The organism is Bradyrhizobium sp. Unk1 (genome assembly GCF_059512345.1).
The window spans coordinates 95388-120235 of sequence record NZ_JCAMOP010000017.1 but is presented as its reverse complement, the minus strand read 5'-3'; the positions used below and the strand labels follow the sequence as shown (position 1 = coordinate 120235).

Below are 24848 nucleotides of genomic sequence, written 5' to 3'. Positions count from 1 at the left end.
CGGCTCGAACCCGCTCCGCGTGTTCGCGCCACCCTCTCCCACAAGGGGAGAGGGTAAGAAATCAGACCCGCTCGATGATGGTCGCGGTGCCCATGCCGCCGCCGATGCACAGCGTCACAAGGGCGGTGGACTTGTTGGTGCGCTCGAGCTCGTCGAGCACGGTGCCCAAAATCATCGCGCCGGTGGCGCCAAGCGGATGGCCGAGCGCGATCGCGCCGCCATTGACGTTGATCCTGGCGTTGTCGATGTCGAACGCCTGGATGTAGCGCAGCACCACCGAGGCAAAGGCTTCGTTGAGCTCGAACAGGTCGATGTCCGACTTCTTCATGCCCGAACGCGCGAACAGCTTTTCGGTGACGTCGACCGGACCGGTCAGCATCATCGCGGGCTCGGAGCCGACGTTGGCGAAGGCGCGGATTTTTGCGCGCGGCTTCAGGCCGTATTTCGCACCCGCTTCCTTGCTGCCGAGCAGCACGGCGCCGGCGCCGTCGACGATGCCCGACGAGTTGCCGGCGTGGTGCACGTAATTGACGCGCTCGATTTCCGGGTGCGACTGCACCGCGACGCCGTCAAAGCCGCCCATCTGCGCCATCATCGTGAACGACGGCTGGAGCTGTGCCAGCGACTGCATCGTCGTCGAGGGACGCATGTGCTCGTCCTTGGCGAGGATGGTGAGGCCGTTGATGTCCTTCACGGGCACGATGGACTTGTTGAACCGGCCCTCATCCCAGGCCTTGCCGGCGCGCTGCTGGCTCTGCACGGCATAGGCGTCGACGTCGTCGCGCGAGAAGCCATATTTCGTGGCGATCAGATCGGCCGAGACGCCCTGCGGCATGAAGTAGGCCGGCACCGCCATCGACGGGTCCATCGGCCAGGCGCCACCGGAGGCGCCGATGCCGACGCGGCTCATGGATTCGGCGCCGCCGCCGATCACGAGCTCATGCTGGCCGCTCATCACCTGGGCTGCGGCAAAATTCACGGCGTCGAGGCCGGAAGCGCAGAAGCGGCTGATCTGCACGCCGGGCACGGCTTCACCGAGGCCGGCCTTGAGCGCGGCGAAGCGCGCGATGTCGGAGCCGGCTTCGCCGACGGGGTCGACCACGCCGAGCACGACGTCGTCGACGGAATCTTCCGGCAAATTGTTGCGGTCCTTCAGCGCCTTCAGCGGCACGGTAGCGAGCGCGAGCGCCGTCACCTCGTGCAGCGCGCCGTCCGCCTTGCCGCGGCCGCGAGGGGTTCGGACGTGGTCGTAGATATAGGCATCTGCCATGGGAGCCTCCTGATTGCAGTTATTGGTTACGACCGCGGCGCGGTCGGATCATTGGCGAAGCGGGAAGCCTCAGAAAGCTTCCGCCGGCAGTTCCATGATGGTGGCGCAGCCGGCCTGGATGCGCGCGAGATTGGCGGCGGTCTCCGGCAGCATGCGCTCCATGAAGAAGCGGCCGGTGACGAGCTTGGTCGAGAGATAGGGCGTCGCTCCGCTCGCGGCAATCTTCGCCTGCGTCACCTTGGCCATCTTCGCCCACATGTAGCCGAGCGCGACGAAGCCGAAGAGATGCAGGTAATCGGTTGCGGCAGCACCGGCATTGTCCGGCTTCGCCATGGCATTCTGCATCAGCCACGTGGTGGCCTGCTGGAGATGGCCGAGCGAAGCCGAGAGCGGCGCGATGAAGGGTTTTAGTGCCTCGTCGCCGCCGTTCTCCTTGGCGAAGGCCATGACCTCGCCGAAGAAGGCCATGATGGCACGGCCGCCGTCGCGCGGCAGCTTGCGGCCGACCAGGTCGAGCGCCTGGATGCCGTTGGCGCCTTCATAGATCATCGCAATACGCGCATCGCGCACGAACTGCTCCATGCCCTGCTCGGCGATGTAGCCGTGGCCGCCATACATCTGCTGCGCCTGCACCGCGTTGGCAAAGCCGTAGTCGGTGAGGAAGCCTTTCAGTACCGGCGTCATCAGGCCCATGTGATCGTCGGCGGCCTGCCGGTCCTTGGGATCCTCGGAGCGATGGGCGACGTCGCTCTTCAGCGCGGTCCACATCACGAAGGCGCGCGCGGCCTCGTTGAAGGCGCGGATCGAGAGCAGGGTGCGGCGCACGTCGGGATGCACGATGATCGGGTCGGCCTGCTTGTCCGGCGCCTTGACGCCGGTCAGCGAGCGGCCCTGGATGCGGTCGCGGGCATAGGCGACCGCGTTCTGATAGGCGACCTCGGACTGCGCGAGACCTTGAACGGCGACGCCGAGGCGGGCCTCGTTCATCATCACGAACATGCCTTGCATGCCCTTGTTCTCTTCGCCGATCAGCCAGCCGGTGGCGCTGTCGTAGTTCATCACGCAGGTGGAATTGCCGTGAATGCCCATCTTGTGCTCGATCGAGCCGCACACCACGCCGTTGCGTGCGCCGACCGAACCATCGGCATTGACCAGGAATTTCGGCACCACGAACAGCGACACGCCCTTGATGCCGGCCGGTGCGCCCTCGATGCGGGCGAGCACGAGGTGGATGATGTTGGGGGCGAGGTCATGCTCACCTGCCGAGATGAAGATCTTCGTGCCCGTGATCTTGAAGCTGCCGTCGGGCTGGCGGATCGCCTTGGTGCGGAGCATGCCGAGATCGGTGCCGCAATGCGGCTCGGTCAGGTTCATGGTGCCGGTCCACTCACCCGCCACCATCTTCGGCACGTAGGTCTGCTTCTGCTCGGGCGAGCCGTGCACGATCAGCGCCGCGGTCGCGCCCATGGTGAGGCCGCCATACATCGAGAACGCCATGTTGGCGGAGATCTGGAATTCGTTGACCGCCTGGCTCAGCGTCACCGGCAGGCCCTGGCCGCCGAACTCGGTCGGCGCCGACAGGCCAAGCCAGCCACCCTCTGCCACTTGCTTGAAAGCGTCCTTGAAGCCCGTCGGCGTGGTGACGCTGCCGTCATCGGCGCGCTTGCAGCCTTCGAGATCGCCGACGCGGTTGAGCGGCTGCAGCACTTCTTCCGCGAGCTTCGCGGCTTCGCCGAGAATGGCTTCGCGCACGTCGCTCGACGCATCGGAGAAGCCGGCCAGATTGTCGTAGCGATCGATCTGGAAGACGTCGTTGAGCAGGAAGTTCACGTCTTCGACGGGGGCTTTATAGATCGGCATGGTGGTCTCCCGGCAGGCGGTCTGAAGTGATGATGTTGGCTTAGGATTGCGCGGCGGCCAACTGCTCCGCCATCAGGCGGTGCAGCATGTTGATCGCCTTGAGCGGACGCACCATCACCTTGAAATGGGTGATGCGTCCTTCGGCATCGAAGGTGATGATGTCGACACCGTTGATCTCGATGCCGTCGATGACATTCTTGAATTCGAGCACTGCGCCGTCAGCGCTTTTCCACTCGCCGACATAGGTGAAGCCGGGACCGCCGAGCACCTTCTCGGCACTGGTGAGATATTTGAAGGTGATGTCGCGGCCGCGCTGTGGCGAATGCACCACGGGGCTTTCGAACACGGCGTCAGGATGGAGCAGGTCCCAGAGCGCGGCGCGGTCGTGGGACTTCATAAAGGCGTACCAGGAATCGAGGCCGGTCATTCTCAGGTGCCTCCCTTGATCAAAGGCCTTCCTGATCGAAAGGCCTTGGCAAAAACGCGAAAACAACCCCATGCACAGTAGCGCGATGGCCGATAAGGGCGGGTCTGAAGCCCGCCTCATATGCACATTGACGCATATGCACCGATGCGCATAAAGTCAAGTCAATTGGTCGGGACCTCGAAAGGGAGCTGGTGTCATGGCGCTCGGCGACGCAATCCTCGCATGCCTGACGGAACGTCCGATGACGGGCTACGAGCTCGCCAAGACATTCGATTCCTCGATCGGCTTCTTCTGGAAAGCCGACCACCAGCAAATCTACCGCGAGCTCTCGAAGCTGCGCGACCGCGGCTTCATCCAGGGGCGCGAGGTCGTGCAATCGGGCAAGCCCAACAAACTGATTTATACGCTGACTCCCGAGGGCCGAACAGCGCTGCGGCACTGGGCCGCGCGGCCGAGCACACCGCCCTCGATCAAGGACGACCTGCTGGTGCGGCTGCACGCGCTCGACAGCATCGACATCGAGCCCATGCGCACCGATCTGATGGCCCGGCTGGAGCACCACCGCGACCGGCACGAGAACTACGAACGGATTCTCAAGAAACGATTCCCGGACGGCTCGGCGTCGGGCGTGCTCGACCTCGGCAATTTGCTGCTGCTTCAGCTCGGTGCCCGCCACGAGCAGATGGTGGCCGATTTCTGCGAAGAGGCGCTCCAGGCGCTATCGGCGATGAGCGGCAAGGGCACGGTCGTGCCGCTGGAGGACGGCAAGCGCGAGGGGAAAGGCTAGCTCGTCAGCGGCCCTAGTACTTCGTGACGACAGGCTTATCCCAGTTGAACCGGACATTGACGCCGGCGCGGACGATGTCGTCCGTCAGCCTGACGTCGCGCGTGACGGCGCCGCTGATCGGCGGATCGACATATCGTTTGCTGCCAAAATCGACGTGCACATATTCGAGCTTGAGGGTCACGGCGCCCCAGGTATCGACATAGGCCGCCCATTCACCACCGAGCCCGGCCGCCAGGCCGGTGCGGGTCTGGGAGCTGGTGACCTGCACCACTTGGTTGGACACGGTGACCTCGGTGCCGGCGAAGGCGATACCGGCCGTGCCATAGATCAGAAACTGATCGAGCGCGTAACCGACACGGCCGCGGAACATATCGATCCATTTTTCCCGCGTGCCGCTCGTCACCCCGACATTGAAGGGCGGCAGATCCTGCACCTTGCCGTGCTGGTTGGTCCATGACGCGTCGTTCTCGAAGCCGAGCACGGTCTTTTCGATCTGGAAATCGCAGCCGAAGACTCCGCCCGCGACGGCAGCGCCGCTGAGATTGAAAGTCCCTGTGATCGTCGGCCCTGAGGCGTCGCCGACGCGCCGGACATGCTCGCTCTTGCCCCAGTTGCCGCCGCCCTGGATGCCGACATAGCAGCTGGTCCAATTGTATCCCGCGGGCGCCGGCGCCTTCACCGCAGGCGCCGCCGCCGGGGCATCGGCGGCAACAGCATGCGATGCCAGTCCGGCCGCCATCGCGGCCACGAGCAACCTTTTCATGTCAGCCAACAATCCAGTCAGGCAAGAACCTGCCCGTGGATCGGGCCGTTCTCTATCCATTGAGACGTGCGGATCGGGCGAGTGGCGAAATCTTTGTCGGGGCGCGGCTTTGGGGCCGGTGCCTGGCGGCAAGCAGGTTCCCGGCGCCCAACTTTAAGACACCGTCAACGGGTTCCTTAACCCGTTATTTACCGTAACAGACAAAAGTCGGTTTTCGAGGCAGACGACCCGCGCCAAATCCGATTGTCTTTACAACCGGCACGCGTGGGGAGGCTGGAGGCGCCGGGTGGGGCGCCGGAGTCGGAACCGGACAGAGTCATGAATTCGCGCGTATCGTGGAGTGTTGACGGCATCGATCCATCCGTCAGGGAGCGGGCCGAAGCTGCTGCGCGTCGCGCCGGCATGTCACTCAACGATTGGCTGAACTCCACACTCGGCGAGACCGCCCCGCCGAATTTTCGCGGACCTTACGATCAACGCCAAGAACAACGCCAAGAACAGCGTCAAGAGCAGCGCCCGCAACAGATGCCGAGCCAGGAGAGCCGCGACGTCGCCGACATCCACCAGCGGCTCGACGCGATCACCCAGCAGATCGAACGGATTTCAAAGCCCGCGCCGCGCCAAGATGCTTCACGACAGGACGCGTCGCGGCCAGACGTCTCGCGCGAGCAGGGCGTCGCGCGCCAGCTCAACGACGCGATCTCGCGGCTTGATGCCCGGCTGTCGCAAATCTCAAAGCCGCAGCAGCCTCAGCGGCCGGCACCGGCTCCGGCACCCGTCGAGACGCGCCAGCGCCAGGCCGATATGGTCGAGCGCGCGGCCGCACAAGTCTATCGCAATTCACCTCCGTTGAGCCCGGCGTCGTTCGACGTTGCCGTCGCCGAGATCACGGCCCGGCAGAGCGAGCTCGACGGCTTTGCGCCGCGACAGATGCCGCCCCGTGCCGCGCCGTCGATTGCACCGGCGGCAGCTCCTTTCGCGCCCCCGATGGCGCCGCCCGCGCCTGCCTACGCCCCGCCGCCCCCGCAGCCGGGGCCGGATTTCACGTCGCTCGAGCGCCATTTGCTCAAGATCACGAGCCAGATCGAGTCGCTCCAGCGACCTGACAACACCGAGCAGGCGATCAACGCGTTCCGCAGCGAGCTCGCCGAGATCCGCCACGCCATCACCGAGGCGATGCCGCGCCGCGCGATCGAATCGATCGAGAACGAGATCCGCTCGCTGCACCGTCGCATCGACGAGACCCGCTCGTCCGGGACGGACGGCCAGGTCCTGTCGGGCATCGAGCACGCGCTGTCCGAGATCAAGCAGGTGCTGCGCACGCTGACGCCGGCCGAGCAGCTCACCGGCTATGACGAGGCGATCCGCAACCTCGGCGCCAAGCTCGATCTGATCCTGCGCGCCAATGACGACCCGTCGACGGTGCGGCAGCTCGAAGGCGCGATCTCGGCGCTGCGCGGCATCGTCTCCAACGTCGCCTCCAACGAAGCCCTGGCGCGTCTTTCCGAAGACGTGCAGCTGCTGTCGTCCAAGGTCGACCAGGTCACCCGCTCGTCCGGCCCCAGCGACAGCTTTGCGGTGCTGGAGCAGCGCATCGCGGCGCTCACCGCCGCGCTGGAAACGCGCGAGCGGCCGGCGCCCACCGAGAGCAGCGAGCATCTCGAAGCCGCGATCCGTGCGCTGTCGGACCGTTTCGACCGCATGCAGGTCGGCAACGATTCCGCCTCGACCTTTGCGCATCTCGAACAGCGGGTCTCGTATCTGCTGGAGCGGATCGAGGCCGCCTCCGATCCGCGCAACGGCAATCTAAGCCGCGTCGAGGATGGACTGCACGACATCCTGCGGCATCTGGAGCGGCAGCAGGCGACCTATTCCGCCCTCGCCGAAAGCCGCAATTCGGCACCGTCTGCCGATTCCGGCATGGTCGATCTGGTCAAGCGCGAGCTCTCCGACATCCGCTTCAGCCAGGCCGAGACCAACCGCAGCACCCAGGATTCGCTCGAGGCCGTGCACAGCGCGCTCGGCCATGTCGTCGATCGCCTCTCAATGATCGAGGGTGATCTGCGCGCGGTGCGCACGGCGCCGGCGGCACCCGCACCGCAGCCGATGCCCATGTCGACGTCCATGTCGATGCCGATGGCCGCGCCCATGGAGCCCGCGCCTGTCGCGCGCGAGCCGTGGCAGCAGCCACAGCAGCAGCCGAAATACGATCCGAAGCCGGAGCTGCAGAACCCGGCCGCCGCGCAACAGCCGCCACAGGGCGCTTTCGTTGCCGCGCCGCGCGAATTCCATGCCGCCGCACCGGCCGCGCCGCCGCCGGTGCCAGCGGCACCGCCCGTTCCGCCGCGTGCGATCAGCGAGATCCTCGAGCCGCACACGGCGCCCGCGCGCGCCGCGCTCGCACCGGAATTGCCGCCGGACCATCCGCTCGAGCCGGGCACACGGCCGGGCGGCCGCGTCGCCACGCCGTCGGAGCGCATCGCCGCGTCCGAAAGCGCGATCAGCGAAATCCCCGCCGCGCCGAAAGAGCCGGTGTCGTCGTCGAGCTTCATCGCGGCCGCGCGCCGCGCCGCGCAGGCCGCCGCCGCGCAGCCGGAAAAGCCGGCCCGCGGCGCCAAGGCAAGTGCGAAGGCAGCCGCCAAGGCGGCCATCGCAGGCCGCGCCAAGGACAAGGGCCAGGAAGGCGGCTCGACCATCACCTCGAAGATCCGTTCGCTGCTGGTCGGCGCGAGCGTGGTCGTGATCGTGCTCGGCACGTTCAAGATGGCGATGAATCTGCTCGATGGGGGCGGTCCGCCGCCGTCACCGCAGGCGATGGAGAATTCGTCGCCCGCGCCCATGCCGCAGGCTCCGCCGCCGGTCGAGACCAAGCCCGCCACGCCCGAGCAGGTTACGCCGTCGATGACCTCGCCGACGCCGATCGGGAAGCAGTCGCTGAATAATCCCGCGCCGGCTCCCGTGGCAGGGGCGGGTGGCTCGGCTTCGGTCGAAATCCCGCCGGTCCCCGCGACGCCACCACCGCCTGCGGCGAGCAACGACATCACTGGCGCGCTGTCGGGCACGAGCCGCGCGAAGCTCGGCATGATCCAGGTGCCGCCGAGCGAGAAGCTTCCTGACGGCATCGGCGGTCCGGTGCTGCGCACCGCCGCGATGAAGGGCGATGCGACCGCGGCCTACGAGATCGGCGTGCGCTTTGCCGAGGGCAAGGGCGTCGCTGCGAATTACGATGAAGCCGCCAAATGGTACGACCGCGCGGCGCAGGCCGGCGTGGTGCCCGCGACCTTCCGCCTCGGCACGCTCTACGAGAAGGGCCTCGGGGTGAAGAAGGACGCCGACATCGCCCGCCGCTACTACACGCAGGCCGCCGAGCGCGGCAACGCCAAGGCGATGCACAATCTCGCCGTGCTCGACGCCGACGGCGGCGGACGCGGCGCCAATTACAAGAGCGCGGCGCAGTGGTTCCGCAAGGCCGCCGATCGCGGCGTCGCCGACAGCCAGTTCAACCTCGGCATCCTCTATGCCCGCGGCATCGGCGTCGAACAGAACCTCGCCGAATCCTACAAATGGTTCACGCTTGCGGCCGGCCAGGGTGACGCGGATGCGTCCGGCAAGCGCGACGACGTCGCCAAGCGACTCGATCCGCAGTCGCTCGCCGCCGCCAAGCTCGCGATCCAGACGTTCAGCGCGGAGCCGCAGCCCGACGACGCCGTCAATGTCACGGCGCCCGCCGGCGGCTGGGACAGTGCGCCGCAGGCAAACGCAAAGCCCGCGCCGAAGCCGGTCGCGACCAAGCGCTCGGCCTCGGCGGCGCACTAAACAGTTTTGGTACGGACTTTCCTCTTGTCGTCGCCCGGCTTGACCGGGCGACCCAGTATTCCAGAGACGCCGGTTTGATGCGGAGAGGCTGCGGCGTACTGGATGCCCCGGTCAAGCCGGGGCATGACAGCGAAGCAAGTGGCGAAATCCCAGGCTCGCAGAGAAACAGCGACCTGATCCATCTTAGGCCGTTCACCACGCATCAAAATTCCTGATCCGCGTCCCCGCGAATTCCGCTATTGAGGGGCGCGGCAATCGTTCCGACCGTCCGGCGAGCATTTCCGCGCAATCGATCCATTTCGCCGGAGTGTGGTCCTTCGATGCAGCTCTATCTCCCGATCGCCGATCTGCCGGTCAACATCTTCCTGGTGCTGGCGATGGGCGCGGCGGTCGGCTTCGTCTCCGGCATGTTCGGGATCGGCGGCGGCTTCCTGATGACGCCGCTTCTGATCTTCATCGGAATCACGCCGGCGGTCGCGGTCGCCTCCGTTGCGAGCCACATCGCGGCTTCCTCCTTTTCCGGCGCGCTCTCTTATTGGCGGCGGCGTGCGATCGACCCGGCGCTGGCGAGTGTGCTGTTATGCGGCGGCGTCACCGGCACGGCGCTCGGGGTGTGGACCTTCACGCAGCTTCGCGCGCTCGGCCAGCTCGATCTGATGATCGCGTTGTCCTACGTGGTGCTGCTCACCACGGTCGGCAGCCTGATGTTCTCCGAGGGCCTGCGCGCCCTGATGCGGACCCGTCGCGGCGCGGTGCCGCCACGGCGCACGCACAGCTGGATTCACGGCCTGCCGCTGAAAATGCGGTTCAAGCGCTCGAAGATCTACCTCTCGGTCATTCCCGTCGTGATCGTCGGCATCGTGATCGGTTTCATCGGCGCCATCATGGGCATCGGCGGCGGCTTCATCCTGGTGCCGATCATGATCTATCTGCTGCGGGTGCCGACCTCGACGGTGATCGGGACCTCGATGGTTCTGACGCTGGTCACGATGCTGTTCGCGACCTTGCTGCATGCGGTGACCAATCACCTCGTCGACGCGGTGCTGGCGCTGATCCTGATGGTCGGCGGCGTCACCGGCGCGCAGTTCGGCGCCCGCGCCGGCCAGAAGATCCGCGGCGAGCAGCTGCGGCTGTTGCTGGGCCTGCTGATCCTTTCAGTCGGCGTCCGCTTCGCCATCGAGCTGGTGATCCGGCCCGAGGATCTCTTCACCATCCGTGAATTGGGAGTGAGCGGATGATGCGCGCAGCTCTCGCGATCCTTCTCGTCCTGCTGCTCGGCTCGGCCGCGCGTGCCGAGCGACTGATCGTGTCGGTCTCCAACCATCGCGTCACGGTGACGCCGAACTATTCCGGCGAGGAACTGGTGCTGTTCGGCTCGGTCGAGAAGGACGCCTCCACGCCCGCGGACCGCAAGAGCTACGATCTCGTCGTCACCGTGATGGGCCCGCGCGCCGACATGGTGACGCGGCGCAAGGAGCGCACCTTCGGGATCTGGATCAACACCGACTACCGGCAGTTCCTGGCGGTGCCGAGCTATCTCGCGCTGTTCGCCAACCGCCCCTTCGATGTCATCACCTCGCCCGAGATCGCGCGGCGGCAGCAGATCGGGCTCAACAACGTGCTGCTAACCCAACGGGTCAGCGGCGACTATGCCGACGTGGTGCCGAACGATGCGTTCCGCTCGGCCTTCATCCGCCTGCGAACCCAGAAAGGTCTCTACCGCGAGGACCCGAGCGCGGTGACGTTCCTGACCCCGACGCTGTTCCGTACCGGCATTCCCCTGCCGGAGGAGGTGCCGATCGGCACCTATGAGGTGGAAATCAAGCTGTTCGCGAACGGCGCGTTGGTCACCAAGACCGAGACCGCGTTCGAGATCGTCAAGGTGGGCTTCGAGCAGTTCGTCGCGACGAGCGCGCGGCAGCACGGGCTGATCTATGGCCTCGCGACCGCCGCGATGGCGCTGATGACGGGGTGGATGGCGTCGATCGTGTTTCGGAAGGATTAGCGTCCGTCATTGCGAGGAGCACCGCTCTCTCCTCCCGTCATCGCCCGGCTCGACCGGGCGATCCAGTATTCCAGAGGCCTTCGTCGAATAGCTCGCTCTCGCAACGACCGCCGCGGCGTACTGGATGCCCCGGTCAAGCCGGGGCATGACAGCTGAGCCTCACGGCGCCTCAACCACCGTCGGCACGCCCGGCACCAGCAATCGCAACCGGGTCCCGAAGCCGAGCACATCAAAGGTCTTGCGCAGATCCTCGCTGTTCTGGCGGAAATGCGCCCAGCCCTCGGTATGCACCGGCACGATCATCGCATCCGGAAAGGCGCGCGCGGTCTCGATGGTGTCGTTGGTGTCCATGGTGAGGTGGAACGGTCCGCGCGTTTGCGCGGCGCCGGCGAACGGCAGCACGACGCCGCATTTGAAGCGGCGCGCGACCTCGGTGACGCCGTCGAACCAGGTGGTGTCGCCGCTGATATAGACGTCGCTCGTGTCCGTCCGGCTCGAGGACACCACGAAGCCGATGACGTCGCCCGACAGCGGCTCGATGCCGGCCGGGCCGTGGCGCGCCGGTGTCGCGGTGATCGTCAGCGTGTTGCCGTCACGGTCCTTCAGATGCGAGGTCGCCCAGGGCGCGAGGCCCTCGACATGGCCGCCGAGACGTTTTGCGCCGGCCTCGGTCGTCAGCACGCGCTTTGCGTGCTTGAGATACGCGCGGCCGGAATTGTCGAGATTGTCCGAGTGCTGGTCGTGGCTGAGCAGGACGGCATCGATCGGGCCGATCGCGTCGGCCTTCATCGCGGGACCAATGGTCTTCTCCAGCGTCACATGCGGCAGCTGGTAGGCGCCGGGCGCATCGAAGGTCGGATCAGTGAGCAGGCGAAAGCCGTCGATCTCGATCAGCGCGGTAGGGCCGCCGATCAGGGTGATGGAAATGGGCATCAGAAAGCTCCTCTTACGCGACGGGCTTTGCGGGGCGCGTCACCAGGTAAATTCCGAGCGCGACCGGGATGATGCCGAGCAGGTCGCGGGCCTCGACATGCTCGCCGAGCACGATGTAGGCGAACAGCATGCCGAGCGGCGGCATCAGGAAATGATAGGCGCTCGCAGCCGTTGCGCCACACACTTTCAGGAGATGAAACCAGAGCCAGTAGGCGAGGATCGAGCCGCCGAGCACGAGGAAGGCGAAGGCGCCGACCAGGCCCGGGGTGAAATCGATCGCGTGCACGTCGGCGAAGGTGAACGCGACCGGCGTCAGCACGATGCCGGCGGCGAGGTTCTGCACGCCATTGCCGATCCACAGGCTTCCCTTCGGCGCGAGCAGCTTGAACAGAATCGTGCCGGCGACGATGGAGGCGAGCGAGGCCAGCGTGAAGACGATGCCGTGCAGGGAGTCGGTACCGACCGACAGGCGATGCCAGACGATCAGGGTCACGCCGATGATGCCGAGCAGGAGACCGCCCGCCTTGCGCCAGCTCATGCCTTCGCCAAGCAGCAATGCGGCGAGCGCCGCCGTGAATACCGGATTTGCCGAGACGATCAGGCCGCCGAGGCCGGCGGAGACTGATTGCAGGCCGGTGTAGCCGAGCCCGAGATAGAGTGCGTTGTTGGCGATGCCGAGCACGGCGAAGATCGTGGCATCGCGCCAGGACAATGACCAGCCATCACCGCGGATCAGCGTCGCACCGAGGATCAAAATGCCGGCGAGCGAGAAGCGCGCGGCGAGCAGGATCAGCGGCGGGCAATGGGTGACGCCGATCTTGCCGGCGACGAAGGCATAGCTCCAGAGCAGGCAAAACAGCCCGATGGCGAGCGGCAGCGTGTTGAACCGGCTGCGGGGGACGGACATCGAGGGGGCGAGGGACATGAGGGCATTCTCCTGAGCCTTCGATCTAGGGAGCCGGCTTGTCATTTGGAAATTAAATGATTAACTTCCAATCAGTGGATTTTCGAATGGAGGCGGCCATGCTCGACCTGGAGCTCCTGCGCAGCTTCGTCTCGGTGGTCGAGGCCGGCGGCTTCACCCGCGCCGGCGAGCGGGTCCACCGCACGCAATCGACCGTCAGCCAGCAGATCAAGCGGCTGGAGGAGGACGTCGGCCAGGTCCTCTTGCACCGTGACGGCAAGGACGTGCGCCCCACTGAGGCCGGCGAACGGCTGCTGTCCTATGCCCGGCGGCTGCTCACGCTCGCCGAGGAGGCGCGCGACGTGCTGCGCGAGCCCGACAGTGAAGGCGCGATTCGGCTTGGCATCCCCGAGGATTTTGCGGCGTACCGGCTGGCAAAACTGCTCGGCGCCTTCTCGCGCTCACATCCGGGTCTGCGAATGGATGTGCGCGCCGACCAGAGCAAGAACCTGTCCCGCGACCTCGAACGCGGCGAGCTCGACCTGGCGCTGTTCAAGCGCGAGGCCGGCGCGAAAGGCGCCATCGCGGTTTGGCCGGAGCGGGTGCACTGGGTCACCAGCAAGAGCCATCCGGTCGACGTCAACGCCTCGTCCGTGCCGCTGATCGGATTTCCGCTCGGCTGCCTCTACCGCGCCGGCGCCATCCACGCGCTGGAAAGCGCGGGCCGCGCCTGGCACATGTCTTACTCGTCATCGAGTCTCGCGGGCATCCAGGCTGCGGTCGCCGCCGGCATGGGCTTAAGCATTTTGTCGGAGATGTCGATCCAGTCCGACCATCGCGTGCTGACCGCGAAGGACGGTTTTGAGCCGATCAACCGGACCGAAGTGGCGCTGATGGCTTCGCCCGGTGCCAGCCCCGCAACGCTGCGGCTTGCCGATCGGCTCGCGGAGTTCTGCGACAATGTACAGGCGAAGGCGGCGTGATCACTCCGCGGCAATCACCGTGAGCTCCGGCCACAGCGCCTTCCATCGCACGGCCTTCACCGCGTAGCTCGCCGCTGAAAAATTCGGACCCGGATTGGGCCGCGCGATCAATCCTGCAATGTCGTCGAAGCCGTGCGGCGCGTAGACCTCAAAGCCGTCGCCTGCGCGCCTCACGCCGACCTGCGTGTTCTGGGTGAGGAAGCGGTCGATGCCGCCGGTCGAGCATGTCAGGGGCGGGTAGGGCAGGCCGTGCTTGCCGGGATACCAAAGGTGCACGCGCGCCTGGTTGCGGGTCTCGATCTTGACGCCGAGATGCGAGAGCCGCGCGTGCAGCGTGCGGATCACCGTGTCCTCCGCCTCCCATGAGGTGTCAGGATCGAAATAGAACACGTCGTAATCGGCGATGCCATGATCGACCGCGCGGTCCGTGAGTACGTTCCACGCCGTCTGCACCAGACACCCTGACACGAGCCACGCATCGGGCAGCGCGAGCGAGGCGAGCTCGCCGATGATTGCAACATTGACCGGGTTCTTCAGCGCCAGCGTGAGGAAGCGGTCGCGATCCATCGCAGCCATCATTCACGCGCTGGCATCGAACGTGGCGCGTGCCGTCTTCGAGGCGAGGCCGCGCCAGCGCCGCCGCAGGAACAGCTCGACGATCGCGCGCTTCGCCTTGGACAGGCGGATCAGCACGATCGGATAGTCGGCGTAGTGATCGGTGAAATAGAAGATCTTTGGCTGGCTCTCGACCAGCATCGCGCGCTCGTCGATGGGAACGTCGGGCATGACAAGGGTGTCGCCGTCCTCCTTCAGCCGCGCCAGCATCTTCTTGCGCACTTTCAGCGCGGGCGTGCCGTAGGAGGTGCCGTCCTCGACCTCCGGCCACGTCAGCGCAAATTTTCTGACGTCGTCGAAGGTCATCTGCCGTCTCCGCAATTGACGCCCTCATCCTGAGGAGCCCGCGAAGCGGGCGTCTCGAAGGATGGCTGCTCGAGAGATCGGGGCTTCATGGTTCGAGATGGCGCTTCGCGCCTCCTCACCATGAGGGCCTTCGTCAGTGCACCGCGGTGAAGAACCGCGCGAGCCGGAAGCCGGAGAGCCAGGTCCACACCGGCTGGCCGCGCATGCCGAGATCCCAGGATCCGAGCACGGCATCCGCGCGTCCGACCAGATTGTCGATCGGCAACAGGCCGACGCCGCCGGAGCGGAGGGGCACGCGGCTGTCGGCGGAATTGTCGCGGTTATCGCCGAGCACGAAGAGGTGGCCGGGCGGCACCGTCACTTCAGGCGTGTTGTCGAGCGGACCGTTGTCGCGCATCTTGAAGATCAGATGCGACACGCCGTTCGGCAGCGTCTCGATGTAGCGGTAGGCGGGCTCGCTGCCGCCATTGTCGTCTTCGGCGGCGCCAACGCCATCCGGCTTCAGCTCGGCGGGACGGTCGTTGATGAAGAGCTGGCCCTGCCGCATCTGGATGCGGTCGCCGGGCAGACCCACGACGCGCTTGACCCAGGCCTGTGAGCGATCGCCGGGCCAGCGGAACACGACGACGTCGCCCTGCTTCGGCGTCTCCGCGAAGACGCGGCCGCTTTCGGGCAGGTTGATCTGGATCGGCAGCGACGAGGTGCCGTAGCCATAGGGGAATTTCGAGGCGAGCAGCGCGTCGCCGATCAGGAGCGTCGGCTCCATCGAACCCGACGGCACGTAGAACGGCTCGGCGAGCGCGCCCTTGGCGATGAACACGGCGGCGACGATGCCGGCGAGCTGCATCAGCTGACCAGCCCAGCCGCTGCTCTTCCGCTTGGCGGTGACAGTTACCTTCTCAACGCTCATGCGCCCGTTCCACCTACAGTAATACGTTCCATCAGAAGCGACGGCTGGCCGACGCCGACGGGCACGCCCTGACCGTTCTTGCCGCAGGTGCCGATGCCGGTATCCAGCGCGAGATCGTTGCCGATCATGCGGATGCGATGCAAATCGGTCGGCCCGTTGCCGATCAGCATGGCGCCCTTCAGCGGCGCGCCAATCTTGCCATTCTCGATCTTGTAGGCCTCGGTGCACTGGAACACGTATTTGCCCGAGGTGATGTCGACCTGGCCGCCGCCGAAATTCGCGGCGAACACGCCGTTCTTCACGGACGCCAGGATCTCGGCCGGATCGCGGTCGCCCGCGAGCATGTAGGTGTTGGTCATGCGCGGCATCGGCACATGGGCATAGCCCTGGCGGCGGCCGTTGCCGGTCGGCTTCATGTTCATCAGGCGCGCGTTCTGGCGGTCCTGCATGTAGCCGACCAGAATGCCGTCCTCGATCAGCACGGTGCGGTTGGTCGGCGTGCCCTCGTCGTCGATCGACAGCGAGCCGCGGCGAGAGGCAATGGTGCCGTCGTCGACCACGGTGACGCCCTTGGCCGCGACCTGCTGGCCCATCAGGCCGGCGAACGCGGACGTCTTCTTGCGGTTGAAATCGCCTTCGAGGCCATGGCCGACCGCCTCATGCAGCATCACGCCGGGCCAGCCGGCACCAAGCACGACGTCCATCTCGCCGGCGGGGGCGGGGATCGATTCCAGATTGACCAGGGCCTCGCGCAGCGCGCCGTCGGCGGCATCGCGCCAGTTCTTGCTCTCGATGAATTCGGCATAGCCGGCGCGGCCGCCATAGCCCTTGCTGCCGCTCTCCTGGCGGTCGCCCTGTCCGGCGACAACGGAGACGTTGACGCGCACCAGCGGGCGGATGTCGCGATAGCTCTCGCCGTCGGGCCGCAGGATCTCGACCACCTGCCAGGTCGCGCCCAGGCTGACGCTGACCTGCCGCACCCGCGGATCCTTGTCGCGTAAGTAGGCGTCGATCTCGGCGAGCAGCTTCACCTTGGTCTCGAAGCCCGGCGCATCCAGCGGATTGTCGTCGGCGTAGAGCCGCACATTGGTGCGCGGGGGCGGGGCCGCAAAGCTGCCCGAATAGCCGCCGCGCACGGCGGCGACTGCGTCGGCGGCGCGAATCAGCGCCGGCAGCGACACGTCGGAGGAATGGGCATAGCCGACCGCGTCGTCCTTAACGGCGCGCAGGCCAAAGCCCTGCGATGTGTCATAGGTCGCCTGCTTCAGCCGCCCATTGTCGAACATCAGCGCTTCGGTCTGGCTGTATTCCAGGAACAGTTCGCCGTCGTCGGCACCGGCAAGCCCGCGTGCGACCTCGTTGCGGACCTGGTCGCGGTCGAGATTGGCGCGGTCGAGCAGGGAAGTTGTGGCTGGATTGGTCATGCGTCCGTCCATTATCGGAAGATGTAGGGCAAGATAATGGTTTCCCGGCGGTTCCGCGAGGGTGCCAGGTGCCACATTACGAAACGATAGGATTCGCCGCGTGCGGACGCGCCTGCCGCCCTACGGCAGCTTGTCATAGCCCTCGCCGAGCCCGTTCAGGCTGAGCGGGAAGCCGATGCCTTCTTCCGGGGTCTCGAAGATGATGAAGGTCGCGGTCTTGGCGGTGCGGAGCTGGCCGAGCAGCTTGTCGTCCATGACGACCTCGGCGACGCAGCCATTGGGCAGGCAGCGGACGAAGCCGGCGCGGCCGACGTCCTGATTGTCGAGCTTCAGCCCGAGGCCGGAGGGCAGCAGCACGCCGAGCGGGGCGACCACCCGCATCAGCCGGCTCTTCTGGTCGGCGGTCTTGAGCACGATCACGGTGAGGCCGGCATTGGAGCGGTCTTCGGCCACCACGCTCTGGATCAGAGCGCATTGCTCGGCCTGGGCGCCCGGCGGGGTGTCGCAGCGGATCTGCCAGTCGCCATGGACGGAGCGCACCGCGCCCTGCGCATGGGCGAGGCCCGGCAGCGCCATGACGACGACCGCGGCCAAGAGGGCGGCCAGCATCGTGAGGCCGCTAGCCCGCCTTGCCATGCTTCTCGAAAACCCCATCGGGTCGGTCCCTCTGCTCGCCTGGGTCGCTCGCGCCTGGCGGACTGATACGGGAATGACGGCGTCTTGAAGGCGATTCGCAAGCAAATTCCGCGCCGCCCACACCGCCATCGCCCGCACGAATCAGGTTCCTGCGCGGCTCTCTGCCAGTGCCTACCGCGGGCAATGCCGCTGTCAAGCCGCGGCATCCCGGGAAACGGTATTTTTCTCTGATGTTACTAGGAAATATCTTGCGGGTGATGGCTGACAGACGGGGCTCAAGACTGCATTGCGATAGATCAAGAATTATGGTTTGAGAGGCTTGATTTCGGCGTTCTAGCGATCTGGCCCCAATTCCTCTTAGAGGTATTCTTGCGCGGCGGTTTGTCAGACGGGCGGATCGAATAAGCGTTTCCCGGAAATAGGGGGATGCACTTGGGGTGATTTCGTTAGGGGAGCGCGAACGGCATGAGGATGTCGATGGGCCAGGTGGGCCGGCACTTGCTGGGATTGGCCGTGGCGGGTCTGACGCTGGCGACGGGCGGTGCGACATTCGCCGCTGAACTCGGGCAACCGGCGCCGTGGGAATGGACGCTTCAGCAATCCGCCTCCCCGGTGATGGACAACATCGTCTGGTTCCACAATTTCCTGTTCGTGCTGATCACGCTGATCACGCTGTTCGTTCTGGCGTTGCTGGTGATCGTGGTCATGAAGTTCAACGCGAAGGCCAATCCGGTGCCGTCGCGGACCACGCACAACACGCTGATCGAGGTGGCCTGGACGCTCGTTCCGGTGCTGATCCTGGTCGGTATCTCGGTGCCGTCGTTCCGCCTGCTGTTCCTCGAGCTCGACGTGCCGAAGGCGGATTTGACCATCAAGGCCACCGGCAAGCAGTGGTACTGGTCCTATGCCTATCCTGATAACGGCAAGTTCGAGTTCGACTCGCTTATGGCCCAGGACAAGCAGCCCCGTCTGCTCGGCGTCGACAACGAGATGGTGGTGCCGGTCAACAAGGTGGTTCGTGTCCAGGTCACCGGCGCGGACGTCATCCACGCCTTTGCGCTGCCGGCTTTCGGCGTCAAGATCGACGCCATTCCGGGGCGGCTGAACGAGACCTGGTTCAAGGCCACCAAGACCGGCATGTTCTACGGCCAGTGCTCGGAGCTCTGCGGCAAGGACCACGCCTTCATGCCGATCGCGATTCGCGTCGTGGAGGACAAGGACTTCGCCTCCTGGGTCGAAACGGCAAAGAAGAAATATGCGAGCGGCGGCACCAGCACTTTCGCCTCCGCGGCCGGCCCGACGCAGTAAGCGCCGGGCGACGGCTCGAGGGGACTGAAAGCGACATAAAGGGCGGGACCGCACAAGGTCCGAACGGGACGCAAGGCAGGATTTGAAAATGGCAACGAGCGCAGCGGCACACGGCGATCACGCGCAAGACCACGGACATGACGAGCACGCCCATCCGACCGGATGGCGGCGCTATGTCTATTCGACCAACCACAAGGACATCGGTACGATGTACCTGATCTTCGCGGTCATCGCCGGTGTCATCGGTGCCGCGATGTCGATCGCGATCCGTGCCGAGCTGATGTATCCGGGCGTGCAGATCTTCCACGAAACGCACACCTATAATGTGTTCGTGACCTCTCACGGCCTGATCATGATCTTCTTCATGGTCATGCCCGCGATGATCGGCGGCTTCGGCAACTGGTTCGTGCCGCTGATGATCGGCGCGCCGGACATGGCGTTCCCGCGCATGAACAACATCTCGTTCTGGCTGCTGCCGGCCTCTTTCGCGCTGCTGCTGATGTCGACCTTCGTCGAGGGCGAGCCGGGTGCCAACGGCGTCGGCGCCGGCTGGACCATGTATGTGCCGCTGTCGAGCTCCGGCCATCCGGGCCCGGCCGTCGACTTCGCGATCCTGTCGCTGCATCTGGCGGGCGCCTCGTCGATCCTCGGCGCCATCAACTTCATCACCACGATCTTCAACATGCGCGCACCGGGCATGACCCTGCACAAGATGCCGCTGTTCGTGTGGTCGATCCTGGTGACTGTGTTCCTGCTGCTGTTGTCGCTGCCGGTGCTTGCTGGTGCGATCACCATGCTGCTCACCGACCGCAATTTCGGCACGACGTTCTTCGCGCCCGACGGCGGCGGCGATCCCGTGCTGTTCCAGCATCTGTTCTGGTTCTTCGGCCACCCCGAGGTGTACATCCTGATCCTGCCCGCCTTCGGCATGGTCAGCCAGATCGTCTCGACCTTCTCGCGCAAGCCCGTGTTCGGCTATCTCGGCATGGCCTACGCCATGGTCGCGATCGGCGGCATCGGCTTCGTGGTGTGGGCGCACCACATGTACACGGTCGGCATGTCCTCGGCGACGCAGGCCTATTTCGTCGCCGCGACCATGGTCATCGCGGTTCCGACCGGCGTGAAGATCTTCTCGTGGATCGCCACGATGTGGGGCGGCTCGATCGAGTTCCGTGCCCCGATGATCTGGGCGGTCGGCTTCATCTTCCTGTTCACGGTCGGTGGCGTCACCGGCGTCGTGCTGGCGAATGCCGGCGTCGACCGCGTGCTCCAGGAGACCTACTACGTCGTTGCGCACTTCCATTACGTGCTGTCGCTCGGTGCGGTGTTCGGGATCTTTGCCGGCTGGTACTATTGGTTCCCGAAGATGTCGGGCTACATGTACAATGAGACGCTGGCCAAGGCGCACTTCTGGGTCACCTTCATCGGTGTGAACCTTGTGTTCTTCCCGCAGCACTTCCTCGGCCTGTCGGGCATGCCGCGCCGCTACGTCGACTATCCCGACGCGTTCGCCGGCTGGAACCTGGTCTCCTCGGTCGGCTCCTACATCTCCGGTTTCGGCGTGCTGATCTTCCTCTATTGCGTGTTCGACGCCTTCGCGAAAAAGGTGCCGGCTGGCGACAATCCGTGGGGTGTGGGTGCGACCACGCTGGAATGGACGCTGCCTTCGCCGCCGCCCTTCCATCAGTTCGAAGTGCTGCCCCGCGTGCAGTAAGCCAACGCTCGCGGCGCCCGTGACGGGCGCCGCGGCTCTTTACCGAAGCGAGTCAAAACTAGTGTCCGTCCTCGACCATAACGCCATCGACATCGATCCCCGCATCTCCGAAGCGGAGGTGGGCGACTACATTGCGCTGCTCAAGCCGCGGGTGATGTCGCTGGTGATCTTCACCGCGCTGGTCGGACTGGCGATGGCGCCCGGGCATTTCCACCCGGTGCTGGCCATCACCTCGCTGCTCTGCATCGCAGTCGGTGCCGGCGCTTCCGGGGCGCTCAACATGGCGCTCGAAGGCGATATCGACGCCAAGATGTCGCGCACGGCAAACCGGCCGATACCGCGCGGCCGCATCACCCGTCCCGAGGCGATGGCGTTCGGCATGACGCTCGCCTTCTTCTCGGTGATGACGCTCGGCATCCTCGTCAACTGGATCGCGGGCGCGCTGCTCGCCTTCACCATCTTCTTCTACGTTGTCATCTACACGATGATCCTGAAGCGCCGGACCGCACAGAACATCGTGATCGGCGGCGCCGCCGGTGCGCTGCCGCCGGTGGTGGCGTGGGCCGCGGTCACGGGCACGGTCGACGTCGAGCCGCTGCTGCTGTTCGCCATCATCTTCTTCTGGACGCCGCCGCACTTCTGGGCGCTGGCGCTGTTCCGCTCCGACGACTACGCGCGTGCCGGCATTCCGATGCTGCCCAACGTCGCCGGTCCCGACGCGACGCGGCTTCAGATCCTGCTCTACACCATCGTGCTGATCGCGGTCGCCGCCGCCCCGTGGGTGCTCGGCTATTTCGACGCCATCTACGGCATCGTCTCGCTGATCCTCGGCGCCGGCATGCTTGTGCTCGCGATCAACGTCTATATGCGCCGCGAGCGCAGCCAATCGCTGCGCGCGACCCGCAAGCTGTTCGCCTTCTCCATCCTGTATCTGTTCGCGCTGTTTGCGACCCTGCTGGCCGAAGTCGTGTTCCGGGCGCTTGCTCCGATGGTAGGGGGCGCATGATCGCTGGAATGGCCGACAAACCTGAGATGAATGGAATCGTCCTCACGGAGGCGCAGAAGAAGAGCCGCCGCCAGCGCTCGATTGCCATTGCTTTGGCGCTCGGCGTGCTCGTGGTGTTGTTCTTCGCCGTCACCATCGTCAAGGGACCGGCAGTCCTCGTCCGGCCGATGTAGGAAACATGGATCGAGAGCCCACCATATCGCGGGATCAGAGCCGGACAGCCAAGCAGGAGCGCGGGCCTTCCAAGGGGCTTGCCAAGGGTCTTGGCCGCGACGTGCTGGTCGCCTCGATCTGCGGCGGCGTGGTGGCGCTGATGGTCGGTGCCTCCTACGCGGCGGTGCCGTTCTACAACTGGTTCTGCCGCGCCACCGGCTTCAACGGCACGACGCAGGTCGCGACGTCCGCGCCCGCCACCGGCCCGATCGCGCGCAAGATCGCGGTGCGCTTCGATTCCAACGTCGCGCCCGGCCTGCCCTGGAAGTTCGAGCCGGAGCAGAGCGAGATCGAGGTCAATATCGGCCAGGTCGTGACCGTCTTCTACACCGTGACCAACCAGGCTGCGCGCACCACCGCGGGCCAGGCGGCCTACAACGTCGCGCCCCTGACGGTCGGCTCCTACTTCCAGAAGATCAACTGCTTCTGCTTCACCGAGCAGACCATGGCACCCGGCGAGAAGCGCGAGATGCCGGTCGTGTTCTACGTCGATCCGTCGATTGCCGACGATCACGAGAACGACGGGCTGAACACGATCACGTTGTCCTACACGTTCTATCCGGTGCGCGATCCCGTGGTGAAGCCGCTGGCGTCGGGCGAAGGCGACAAACGCAAGGGAAATCTCTGACCGCCGGGCTCATGCCGCGGGGGTTGGACACAAGGGGATAAGTGCCGGACAGGCACGGGATTGAGGAGAGAGACCGCAAATGGCAACGGCGCACACCAAGCATCACGACTACCACCTGGTCGATCCCTCCCCGTGGCCCGTCGTCGGCTCCATCTCGGCCTTTGTCATGGCGGTCGGTGCGATCACCTGGATGCACCACATGTTCTCGGCCGCGCCGATCATCTTCGGTGCCGGCACCGTCGGCGTGATCTACACCATGGCGAGCTGGTGGGGCGATGTGATCAAGGAAGCCCAGTACAAGGGCGATCACACCCGCGTCGTGCAGCTGCATCACCGCTACGGCATGATCCTGTTCATCGCCTCCGAGGTGATGTTCTTCGTCGCCTGGTTCTGGGCCTATTTCAACGCGGCGCTGTTCCCGGCCGACGCCGTCCACGCCACGCGCGACGCCGTGTTCGGCTGCGGTCTCGGCACCGCGGCTGGCGCCTGCGCCGTGCCCGGCACCTGGCCGCCGCATGGCATCGAGACCTTCGATCCCTGGCATCTGCCGCTCCTGAACACGCTGATCCTGCTGACATCAGGCACCACCGTGACCTGGGCGCACCACGCGTTGCTCGAGAACGATCGCCAGGGCCTGAAATACGGCCTGATCCTCACCGTCGTGCTCGGCGCGCTCTTCACCTGCGTGCAGGCCTATGAGTACAGCCACGCGGCGTTCTCGTTCGGCGGCAACGTCTATGGCGCGACCTTCTTCATGGCGACCGGCTTCCATGGTTTCCATGTGCTGGTCGGCACCATCTTCCTGCTGGTCTGCCTGTTCCGCGCCTATGCCGGCCACTTCACCCCGACACAGCACCTCGGCTTCGAGTTCGCCGCCTGGTACTGGCACTTCGTCGACGTGGTCTGGCTGTTCCTGTTCCTCTGCATCTATGTGTGGGGACACGGCGCCGAGACCATGGCCCACGGCGCGCACTGAGCCGCCTTGGACCGATCAGAAAGGGCGGCCGCAGGGCCGCCCTTTCGCTTTTGGGCCGCCGGAAGCCTTGGCGGAAACTGTGATTGAGCGTTTTCGAGCGAAGTGGATACCGGTTCGCGTGAAGAAAACGCGTCAAAACAAGAATCCAGAGCTTCGGTTCTGATTCAATCAGAACCGATAATGCTCTAGAGTGCGTCATCATGAACGATACCGCCGGCCCATCCGAGCCCGAGACGACCGTCCTGCAAAGCGCGCTGCGCGGCCTTGCCTGCAAGTGCCCGCGCTGCGGCCAGGGCAAACTCTATGCGGTCTTCCTGACGCTCGCGCCCAGCTGCGACCGCTGCGGCCTCGACTATGCCTTCATCGATACCGGCGACGGTCCTGCGATCTTCATCATCATGCTGGCCGGCGGGATCGTCGTTGCGTGCGCGCTGATCGTCGAGATCAAATACCAGCCGCCGTACTGGCTGCATGCCGCGCTGTGGCTGCCGATGATCCTCGCCACCACGCTCTTGCCGCTGCGCGCGATGAAGTCGCTGCTGATCGCGCTGCAATTCCACCACAAGGCGGCGCCGGGCCGGCTGGTCGACCGCGCGAAATGAACGAGACCGCGCGCAAGCCCCGCGTGGCCGGCTTCGCGCTGTTCACGCTTTTCCTGGCCGCCGTCTTGGTCGCGCTCGGCGTCTGGCAATTGCAGCGCCGCGTCGCGAAACATCAGTCGATCGCCGCATTGACCGAGCGTCTCGCGGCGGCACCTGTTGCGTTGCCGCCGCCGTCGCAATGGAGCACGCTGACGCCGGAGCGGGACGAATTCCGTCGGGTCACATTTACGGCGACCTACGAGTCCCGTCTGGATGCGATGGTCTACAGTTCCGGCTCCGCCATCCGCTCCGACATTTCCGGCCCCGGCACCTGGGCTTTCCTTCCCGCACGGCTGCCTGGCGGCGATATGGTCGCGGTCAACGCGGGCTTCGTGCCGAACACCCAACAGGACCGCGCCCTGCAGGATCGGGCGGTCGCGCGACTTATTACCAACAAGCCGGCGATGTTGACCGGCTACGTCCGTTTCCCCGAAATAGCCAGCGTGCTGATGCCTGACGCTGAGCGTGACAAACGGCTGTGGTTCACCCGCGATCATCTCGCCATGTCCCGGGCGCTCGGCTGGGGCACGGTCGCGCCGTTCTACATCGACCTGGAGCGGCCGGTGCCCGAGAACGGCATTCCGCGTCCCGGCCCGCTCGACGTGCATCTGAAGGACGATCATCTGCAATACGCCATCACCTGGTTCGCGCTCGCCGGCGCGGTGCTGATCGCATTCGGCGTCTGGGCGAGGGGACGGCGTCCGGCCTGAAAATTTCCGTAGG

24 protein-coding genes are annotated in these 24848 nt (G+C 65.6%); 13 read left to right on the top strand and 11 right to left on the bottom strand.

The features are described 5' to 3' along the window. Positions 1 to 61: 61 nt before the first annotated feature. The 3 genes from AC5ZFO_RS22855 to AC5ZFO_RS22845 form a co-directional block, all read right to left on the bottom strand. Positions 62 to 1270: an acetyl-CoA C-acetyltransferase gene (locus AC5ZFO_RS22855; RefSeq protein WP_282520401.1), complete on the bottom strand. Its 1209-nt coding sequence runs from the start codon at positions 1268 to 1270 to the stop codon at positions 62 to 64. A gap of 69 nt (positions 1271 to 1339) precedes the next feature. Beyond that, complete coding sequence (locus AC5ZFO_RS22850) at positions 1340 to 3130, bottom strand: acyl-CoA dehydrogenase C-terminal domain-containing protein (RefSeq protein WP_282520402.1); 1791 nt, start codon at positions 3128 to 3130, stop codon at positions 1340 to 1342. A gap of 40 nt (positions 3131 to 3170) precedes the next feature. After that, on the bottom strand, positions 3171 to 3557 hold the full coding sequence (locus AC5ZFO_RS22845; protein WP_282520403.1) for a nuclear transport factor 2 family protein: 387 nt from the start codon (positions 3555 to 3557) through the stop codon (positions 3171 to 3173). A gap of 196 nt (positions 3558 to 3753) precedes the next feature. On the opposite strand from AC5ZFO_RS22845, the gene AC5ZFO_RS22840 reads away from it, so the two are divergent. Then, positions 3754 to 4344 (top strand): PadR family transcriptional regulator, encoded by a 591-nt coding sequence (locus tag AC5ZFO_RS22840; protein WP_282520404.1) that lies wholly within the window; start codon positions 3754 to 3756, stop codon positions 4342 to 4344. 13 nt (positions 4345 to 4357) lie between these two features. Here the strand turns inward: AC5ZFO_RS22840 and AC5ZFO_RS22835 are convergent, their stop codons facing one another. After that, positions 4358 to 5107, bottom strand: coding sequence for an outer membrane protein (locus tag AC5ZFO_RS22835; protein WP_282520405.1), 750 nt, complete (start codon positions 5105 to 5107; stop codon positions 4358 to 4360). 318 nt (positions 5108 to 5425) lie between these two features. Between AC5ZFO_RS22835 and AC5ZFO_RS22830 the strand changes: the two genes are divergently transcribed. From AC5ZFO_RS22830 to AC5ZFO_RS22820, 3 genes are all read left to right on the top strand, one after another. Further along, positions 5426 to 8923 carry a tetratricopeptide repeat protein gene (locus AC5ZFO_RS22830; protein ID WP_496122564.1) on the top strand — a complete coding sequence of 1166 codons (3498 nt, stop codon included), beginning with the start codon at positions 5426 to 5428 and terminating at the stop codon, positions 8921 to 8923. Positions 8924 to 9243: 320 nt separating this feature from the next. Beyond that, positions 9244 to 10161 (top strand): sulfite exporter TauE/SafE family protein, encoded by a 918-nt coding sequence (locus tag AC5ZFO_RS22825; RefSeq protein WP_071916904.1) that lies wholly within the window; start codon positions 9244 to 9246, stop codon positions 10159 to 10161. Next, positions 10158 to 10928: a TIGR02186 family protein gene (locus AC5ZFO_RS22820; RefSeq protein ID WP_071916903.1), complete on the top strand. Its 771-nt coding sequence runs from the start codon at positions 10158 to 10160 to the stop codon at positions 10926 to 10928. Before AC5ZFO_RS22825 ends, AC5ZFO_RS22820 begins: the two co-directional genes overlap by 4 nt. 159 nt (positions 10929 to 11087) lie before the next feature. Here AC5ZFO_RS22820 and AC5ZFO_RS22815 read toward each other — a convergent pair whose 3' ends face one another. Together AC5ZFO_RS22815 and AC5ZFO_RS22810 are read right to left on the bottom strand one after the other, a co-directional pair. Further along, a complete protein-coding gene (locus AC5ZFO_RS22815) occupies positions 11088 to 11861 on the bottom strand; it encodes an MBL fold metallo-hydrolase (protein ID WP_496122563.1) in 774 nt (257 codons plus the stop codon). A 13-nt stretch (positions 11862 to 11874) separates the two neighbouring features. After that, positions 11875 to 12786: a DMT family transporter gene (locus AC5ZFO_RS22810; RefSeq protein ID WP_496122562.1), complete on the bottom strand. Its 912-nt coding sequence runs from the start codon at positions 12784 to 12786 to the stop codon at positions 11875 to 11877. A gap of 98 nt (positions 12787 to 12884) precedes the next feature. Between AC5ZFO_RS22810 and AC5ZFO_RS22805 the strand changes: the two genes are divergently transcribed. Then, positions 12885 to 13748, top strand: a complete 864-nt coding sequence (locus tag AC5ZFO_RS22805) for a LysR family transcriptional regulator (protein ID WP_063986047.1) — start codon at positions 12885 to 12887, stop codon at positions 13746 to 13748. Here AC5ZFO_RS22805 and AC5ZFO_RS22800 read toward each other — a convergent pair whose 3' ends face one another. The 5 genes from AC5ZFO_RS22800 to AC5ZFO_RS22780 form a co-directional block, all read right to left on the bottom strand. Next, a complete protein-coding gene (locus AC5ZFO_RS22800; protein WP_282520408.1) occupies positions 13749 to 14315 on the bottom strand; it encodes a nucleotidyltransferase family protein in 567 nt (188 codons plus the stop codon). Positions 14316 to 14327: 12 nt separating this feature from the next. Further along, the gene (locus AC5ZFO_RS22795; protein ID WP_282520409.1) at positions 14328 to 14669 is read right to left on the bottom strand and encodes an MmcQ/YjbR family DNA-binding protein; all 342 of its coding nucleotides are present in this window, start codon (positions 14667 to 14669) and stop codon (positions 14328 to 14330) included. Positions 14670 to 14802: 133 nt separating this feature from the next. Beyond that, positions 14803 to 15579 carry a signal peptidase I gene (gene lepB / locus AC5ZFO_RS22790; RefSeq protein WP_063980763.1) on the bottom strand — a complete coding sequence of 259 codons (777 nt, stop codon included), beginning with the start codon at positions 15577 to 15579 and terminating at the stop codon, positions 14803 to 14805. Further along, positions 15576 to 17003, bottom strand: coding sequence for a metalloprotease TldD (gene tldD, locus AC5ZFO_RS22785; RefSeq protein ID WP_282520410.1), 1428 nt, complete (start codon positions 17001 to 17003; stop codon positions 15576 to 15578). The genes lepB and tldD overlap by 4 nt, the downstream gene beginning before the upstream one ends. A 120-nt stretch (positions 17004 to 17123) precedes the next feature. Next, complete coding sequence (locus AC5ZFO_RS22780) at positions 17124 to 17657, bottom strand: invasion associated locus B family protein (RefSeq protein WP_282520411.1); 534 nt, start codon at positions 17655 to 17657, stop codon at positions 17124 to 17126. Between the two features lie 447 nt (positions 17658 to 18104). Here AC5ZFO_RS22780 and coxB point away from each other — a divergent pair, with 447 nt between their 5' ends. The 8 genes from coxB (at position 18105) to AC5ZFO_RS22740 (ending at position 24835) form a co-directional block, all read left to right on the top strand. Beyond that, a complete protein-coding gene (gene coxB / locus AC5ZFO_RS22775) occupies positions 18105 to 18947 on the top strand; it encodes a cytochrome c oxidase subunit II (protein WP_496122561.1) in 843 nt (280 codons plus the stop codon). 88 nt (positions 18948 to 19035) lie between these two features. Then, positions 19036 to 20661, top strand: coding sequence for a cytochrome c oxidase subunit I (gene ctaD / locus AC5ZFO_RS22770; protein WP_282520413.1), 1626 nt, complete (start codon positions 19036 to 19038; stop codon positions 20659 to 20661). Between the two features lie 61 nt (positions 20662 to 20722). Further along, positions 20723 to 21667 (top strand): heme o synthase, encoded by a 945-nt coding sequence (locus AC5ZFO_RS22765; protein ID WP_282520414.1) that lies wholly within the window; start codon positions 20723 to 20725, stop codon positions 21665 to 21667. Beyond that, a complete protein-coding gene (locus AC5ZFO_RS22760) occupies positions 21664 to 21840 on the top strand; it encodes a cytochrome c oxidase system small membrane protein (protein WP_014498510.1) in 177 nt (58 codons plus the stop codon). The genes AC5ZFO_RS22765 and AC5ZFO_RS22760 overlap by 4 nt, the downstream gene beginning before the upstream one ends. A 5-nt stretch (positions 21841 to 21845) precedes the next feature. Next, positions 21846 to 22508, top strand: a complete 663-nt coding sequence (locus AC5ZFO_RS22755) for a cytochrome c oxidase assembly protein (protein ID WP_282520415.1) — start codon at positions 21846 to 21848, stop codon at positions 22506 to 22508. Positions 22509 to 22587: 79 nt separating this feature from the next. Next, positions 22588 to 23484: a cytochrome c oxidase subunit 3 gene (locus tag AC5ZFO_RS22750; protein ID WP_282520416.1), complete on the top strand. Its 897-nt coding sequence runs from the start codon at positions 22588 to 22590 to the stop codon at positions 23482 to 23484. 200 nt (positions 23485 to 23684) lie between these two features. After that, positions 23685 to 24086 (top strand): DUF983 domain-containing protein, encoded by a 402-nt coding sequence (locus tag AC5ZFO_RS22745; RefSeq protein WP_282520417.1) that lies wholly within the window; start codon positions 23685 to 23687, stop codon positions 24084 to 24086. Continuing rightward, positions 24083 to 24835 (top strand): SURF1 family protein, encoded by a 753-nt coding sequence (locus tag AC5ZFO_RS22740; RefSeq protein WP_496122560.1) that lies wholly within the window; start codon positions 24083 to 24085, stop codon positions 24833 to 24835. Before AC5ZFO_RS22745 ends, AC5ZFO_RS22740 begins: the two co-directional genes overlap by 4 nt. Positions 24836 to 24848: the final 13 nt, after the last annotated feature.

What these genes read in the sequence shown, in the direction of transcription:
- AC5ZFO_RS22855 (WP_282520401.1), bottom strand. Translation starts at nt 1,270, where the DNA reads ATGGCAGATGCCTATATCTACGACCACGTCCGAACCCCTCGCGGCCGC.
- AC5ZFO_RS22850 (WP_282520402.1), bottom strand. Translation starts at nt 3,130, where the DNA reads ATGCCGATCTATAAAGCCCCCGTCGAAGACGTGAACTTCCTGCTCAAC.
- AC5ZFO_RS22845 (WP_282520403.1), bottom strand. Translation starts at nt 3,557, where the DNA reads ATGACCGGCCTCGATTCCTGGTACGCCTTTATGAAGTCCCACGACCGC.
- AC5ZFO_RS22840 (WP_282520404.1), top strand. Translation starts at nt 3,754, where the DNA reads ATGGCGCTCGGCGACGCAATCCTCGCATGCCTGACGGAACGTCCGATG.
- AC5ZFO_RS22835 (WP_282520405.1), bottom strand. Translation starts at nt 5,107, where the DNA reads ATGAAAAGGTTGCTCGTGGCCGCGATGGCGGCCGGACTGGCATCGCAT.
- AC5ZFO_RS22830 (WP_496122564.1), top strand. Translation starts at nt 5,426, where the DNA reads ATGAATTCGCGCGTATCGTGGAGTGTTGACGGCATCGATCCATCCGTC.
- AC5ZFO_RS22825 (WP_071916904.1), top strand. Translation starts at nt 9,244, where the DNA reads ATGCAGCTCTATCTCCCGATCGCCGATCTGCCGGTCAACATCTTCCTG.
- AC5ZFO_RS22820 (WP_071916903.1), top strand. Translation starts at nt 10,158, where the DNA reads ATGATGCGCGCAGCTCTCGCGATCCTTCTCGTCCTGCTGCTCGGCTCG.
- AC5ZFO_RS22815 (WP_496122563.1), bottom strand. Translation starts at nt 11,861, where the DNA reads ATGCCCATTTCCATCACCCTGATCGGCGGCCCTACCGCGCTGATCGAG.
- AC5ZFO_RS22810 (WP_496122562.1), bottom strand. Translation starts at nt 12,786, where the DNA reads ATGTCCCTCGCCCCCTCGATGTCCGTCCCCCGCAGCCGGTTCAACACG.
- AC5ZFO_RS22805 (WP_063986047.1), top strand. Translation starts at nt 12,885, where the DNA reads ATGCTCGACCTGGAGCTCCTGCGCAGCTTCGTCTCGGTGGTCGAGGCC.
- AC5ZFO_RS22800 (WP_282520408.1), bottom strand. Translation starts at nt 14,315, where the DNA reads ATGGATCGCGACCGCTTCCTCACGCTGGCGCTGAAGAACCCGGTCAAT.
- AC5ZFO_RS22795 (WP_282520409.1), bottom strand. Translation starts at nt 14,669, where the DNA reads ATGACCTTCGACGACGTCAGAAAATTTGCGCTGACGTGGCCGGAGGTC.
- lepB (WP_063980763.1), bottom strand. Translation starts at nt 15,579, where the DNA reads ATGAGCGTTGAGAAGGTAACTGTCACCGCCAAGCGGAAGAGCAGCGGC.
- tldD (WP_282520410.1), bottom strand. Translation starts at nt 17,003, where the DNA reads ATGACCAATCCAGCCACAACTTCCCTGCTCGACCGCGCCAATCTCGAC.
- AC5ZFO_RS22780 (WP_282520411.1), bottom strand. Translation starts at nt 17,657, where the DNA reads ATGGGGTTTTCGAGAAGCATGGCAAGGCGGGCTAGCGGCCTCACGATG.
- coxB (WP_496122561.1), top strand. Translation starts at nt 18,105, where the DNA reads ATGAGGATGTCGATGGGCCAGGTGGGCCGGCACTTGCTGGGATTGGCC.
- ctaD (WP_282520413.1), top strand. Translation starts at nt 19,036, where the DNA reads ATGGCAACGAGCGCAGCGGCACACGGCGATCACGCGCAAGACCACGGA.
- AC5ZFO_RS22760 (WP_014498510.1), top strand. Translation starts at nt 21,664, where the DNA reads ATGATCGCTGGAATGGCCGACAAACCTGAGATGAATGGAATCGTCCTC.
- AC5ZFO_RS22755 (WP_282520415.1), top strand. Translation starts at nt 21,846, where the DNA reads ATGGATCGAGAGCCCACCATATCGCGGGATCAGAGCCGGACAGCCAAG.
- AC5ZFO_RS22750 (WP_282520416.1), top strand. Translation starts at nt 22,588, where the DNA reads ATGGCAACGGCGCACACCAAGCATCACGACTACCACCTGGTCGATCCC.
- AC5ZFO_RS22745 (WP_282520417.1), top strand. Translation starts at nt 23,685, where the DNA reads ATGAACGATACCGCCGGCCCATCCGAGCCCGAGACGACCGTCCTGCAA.
- AC5ZFO_RS22740 (WP_496122560.1), top strand. Translation starts at nt 24,083, where the DNA reads ATGAACGAGACCGCGCGCAAGCCCCGCGTGGCCGGCTTCGCGCTGTTC.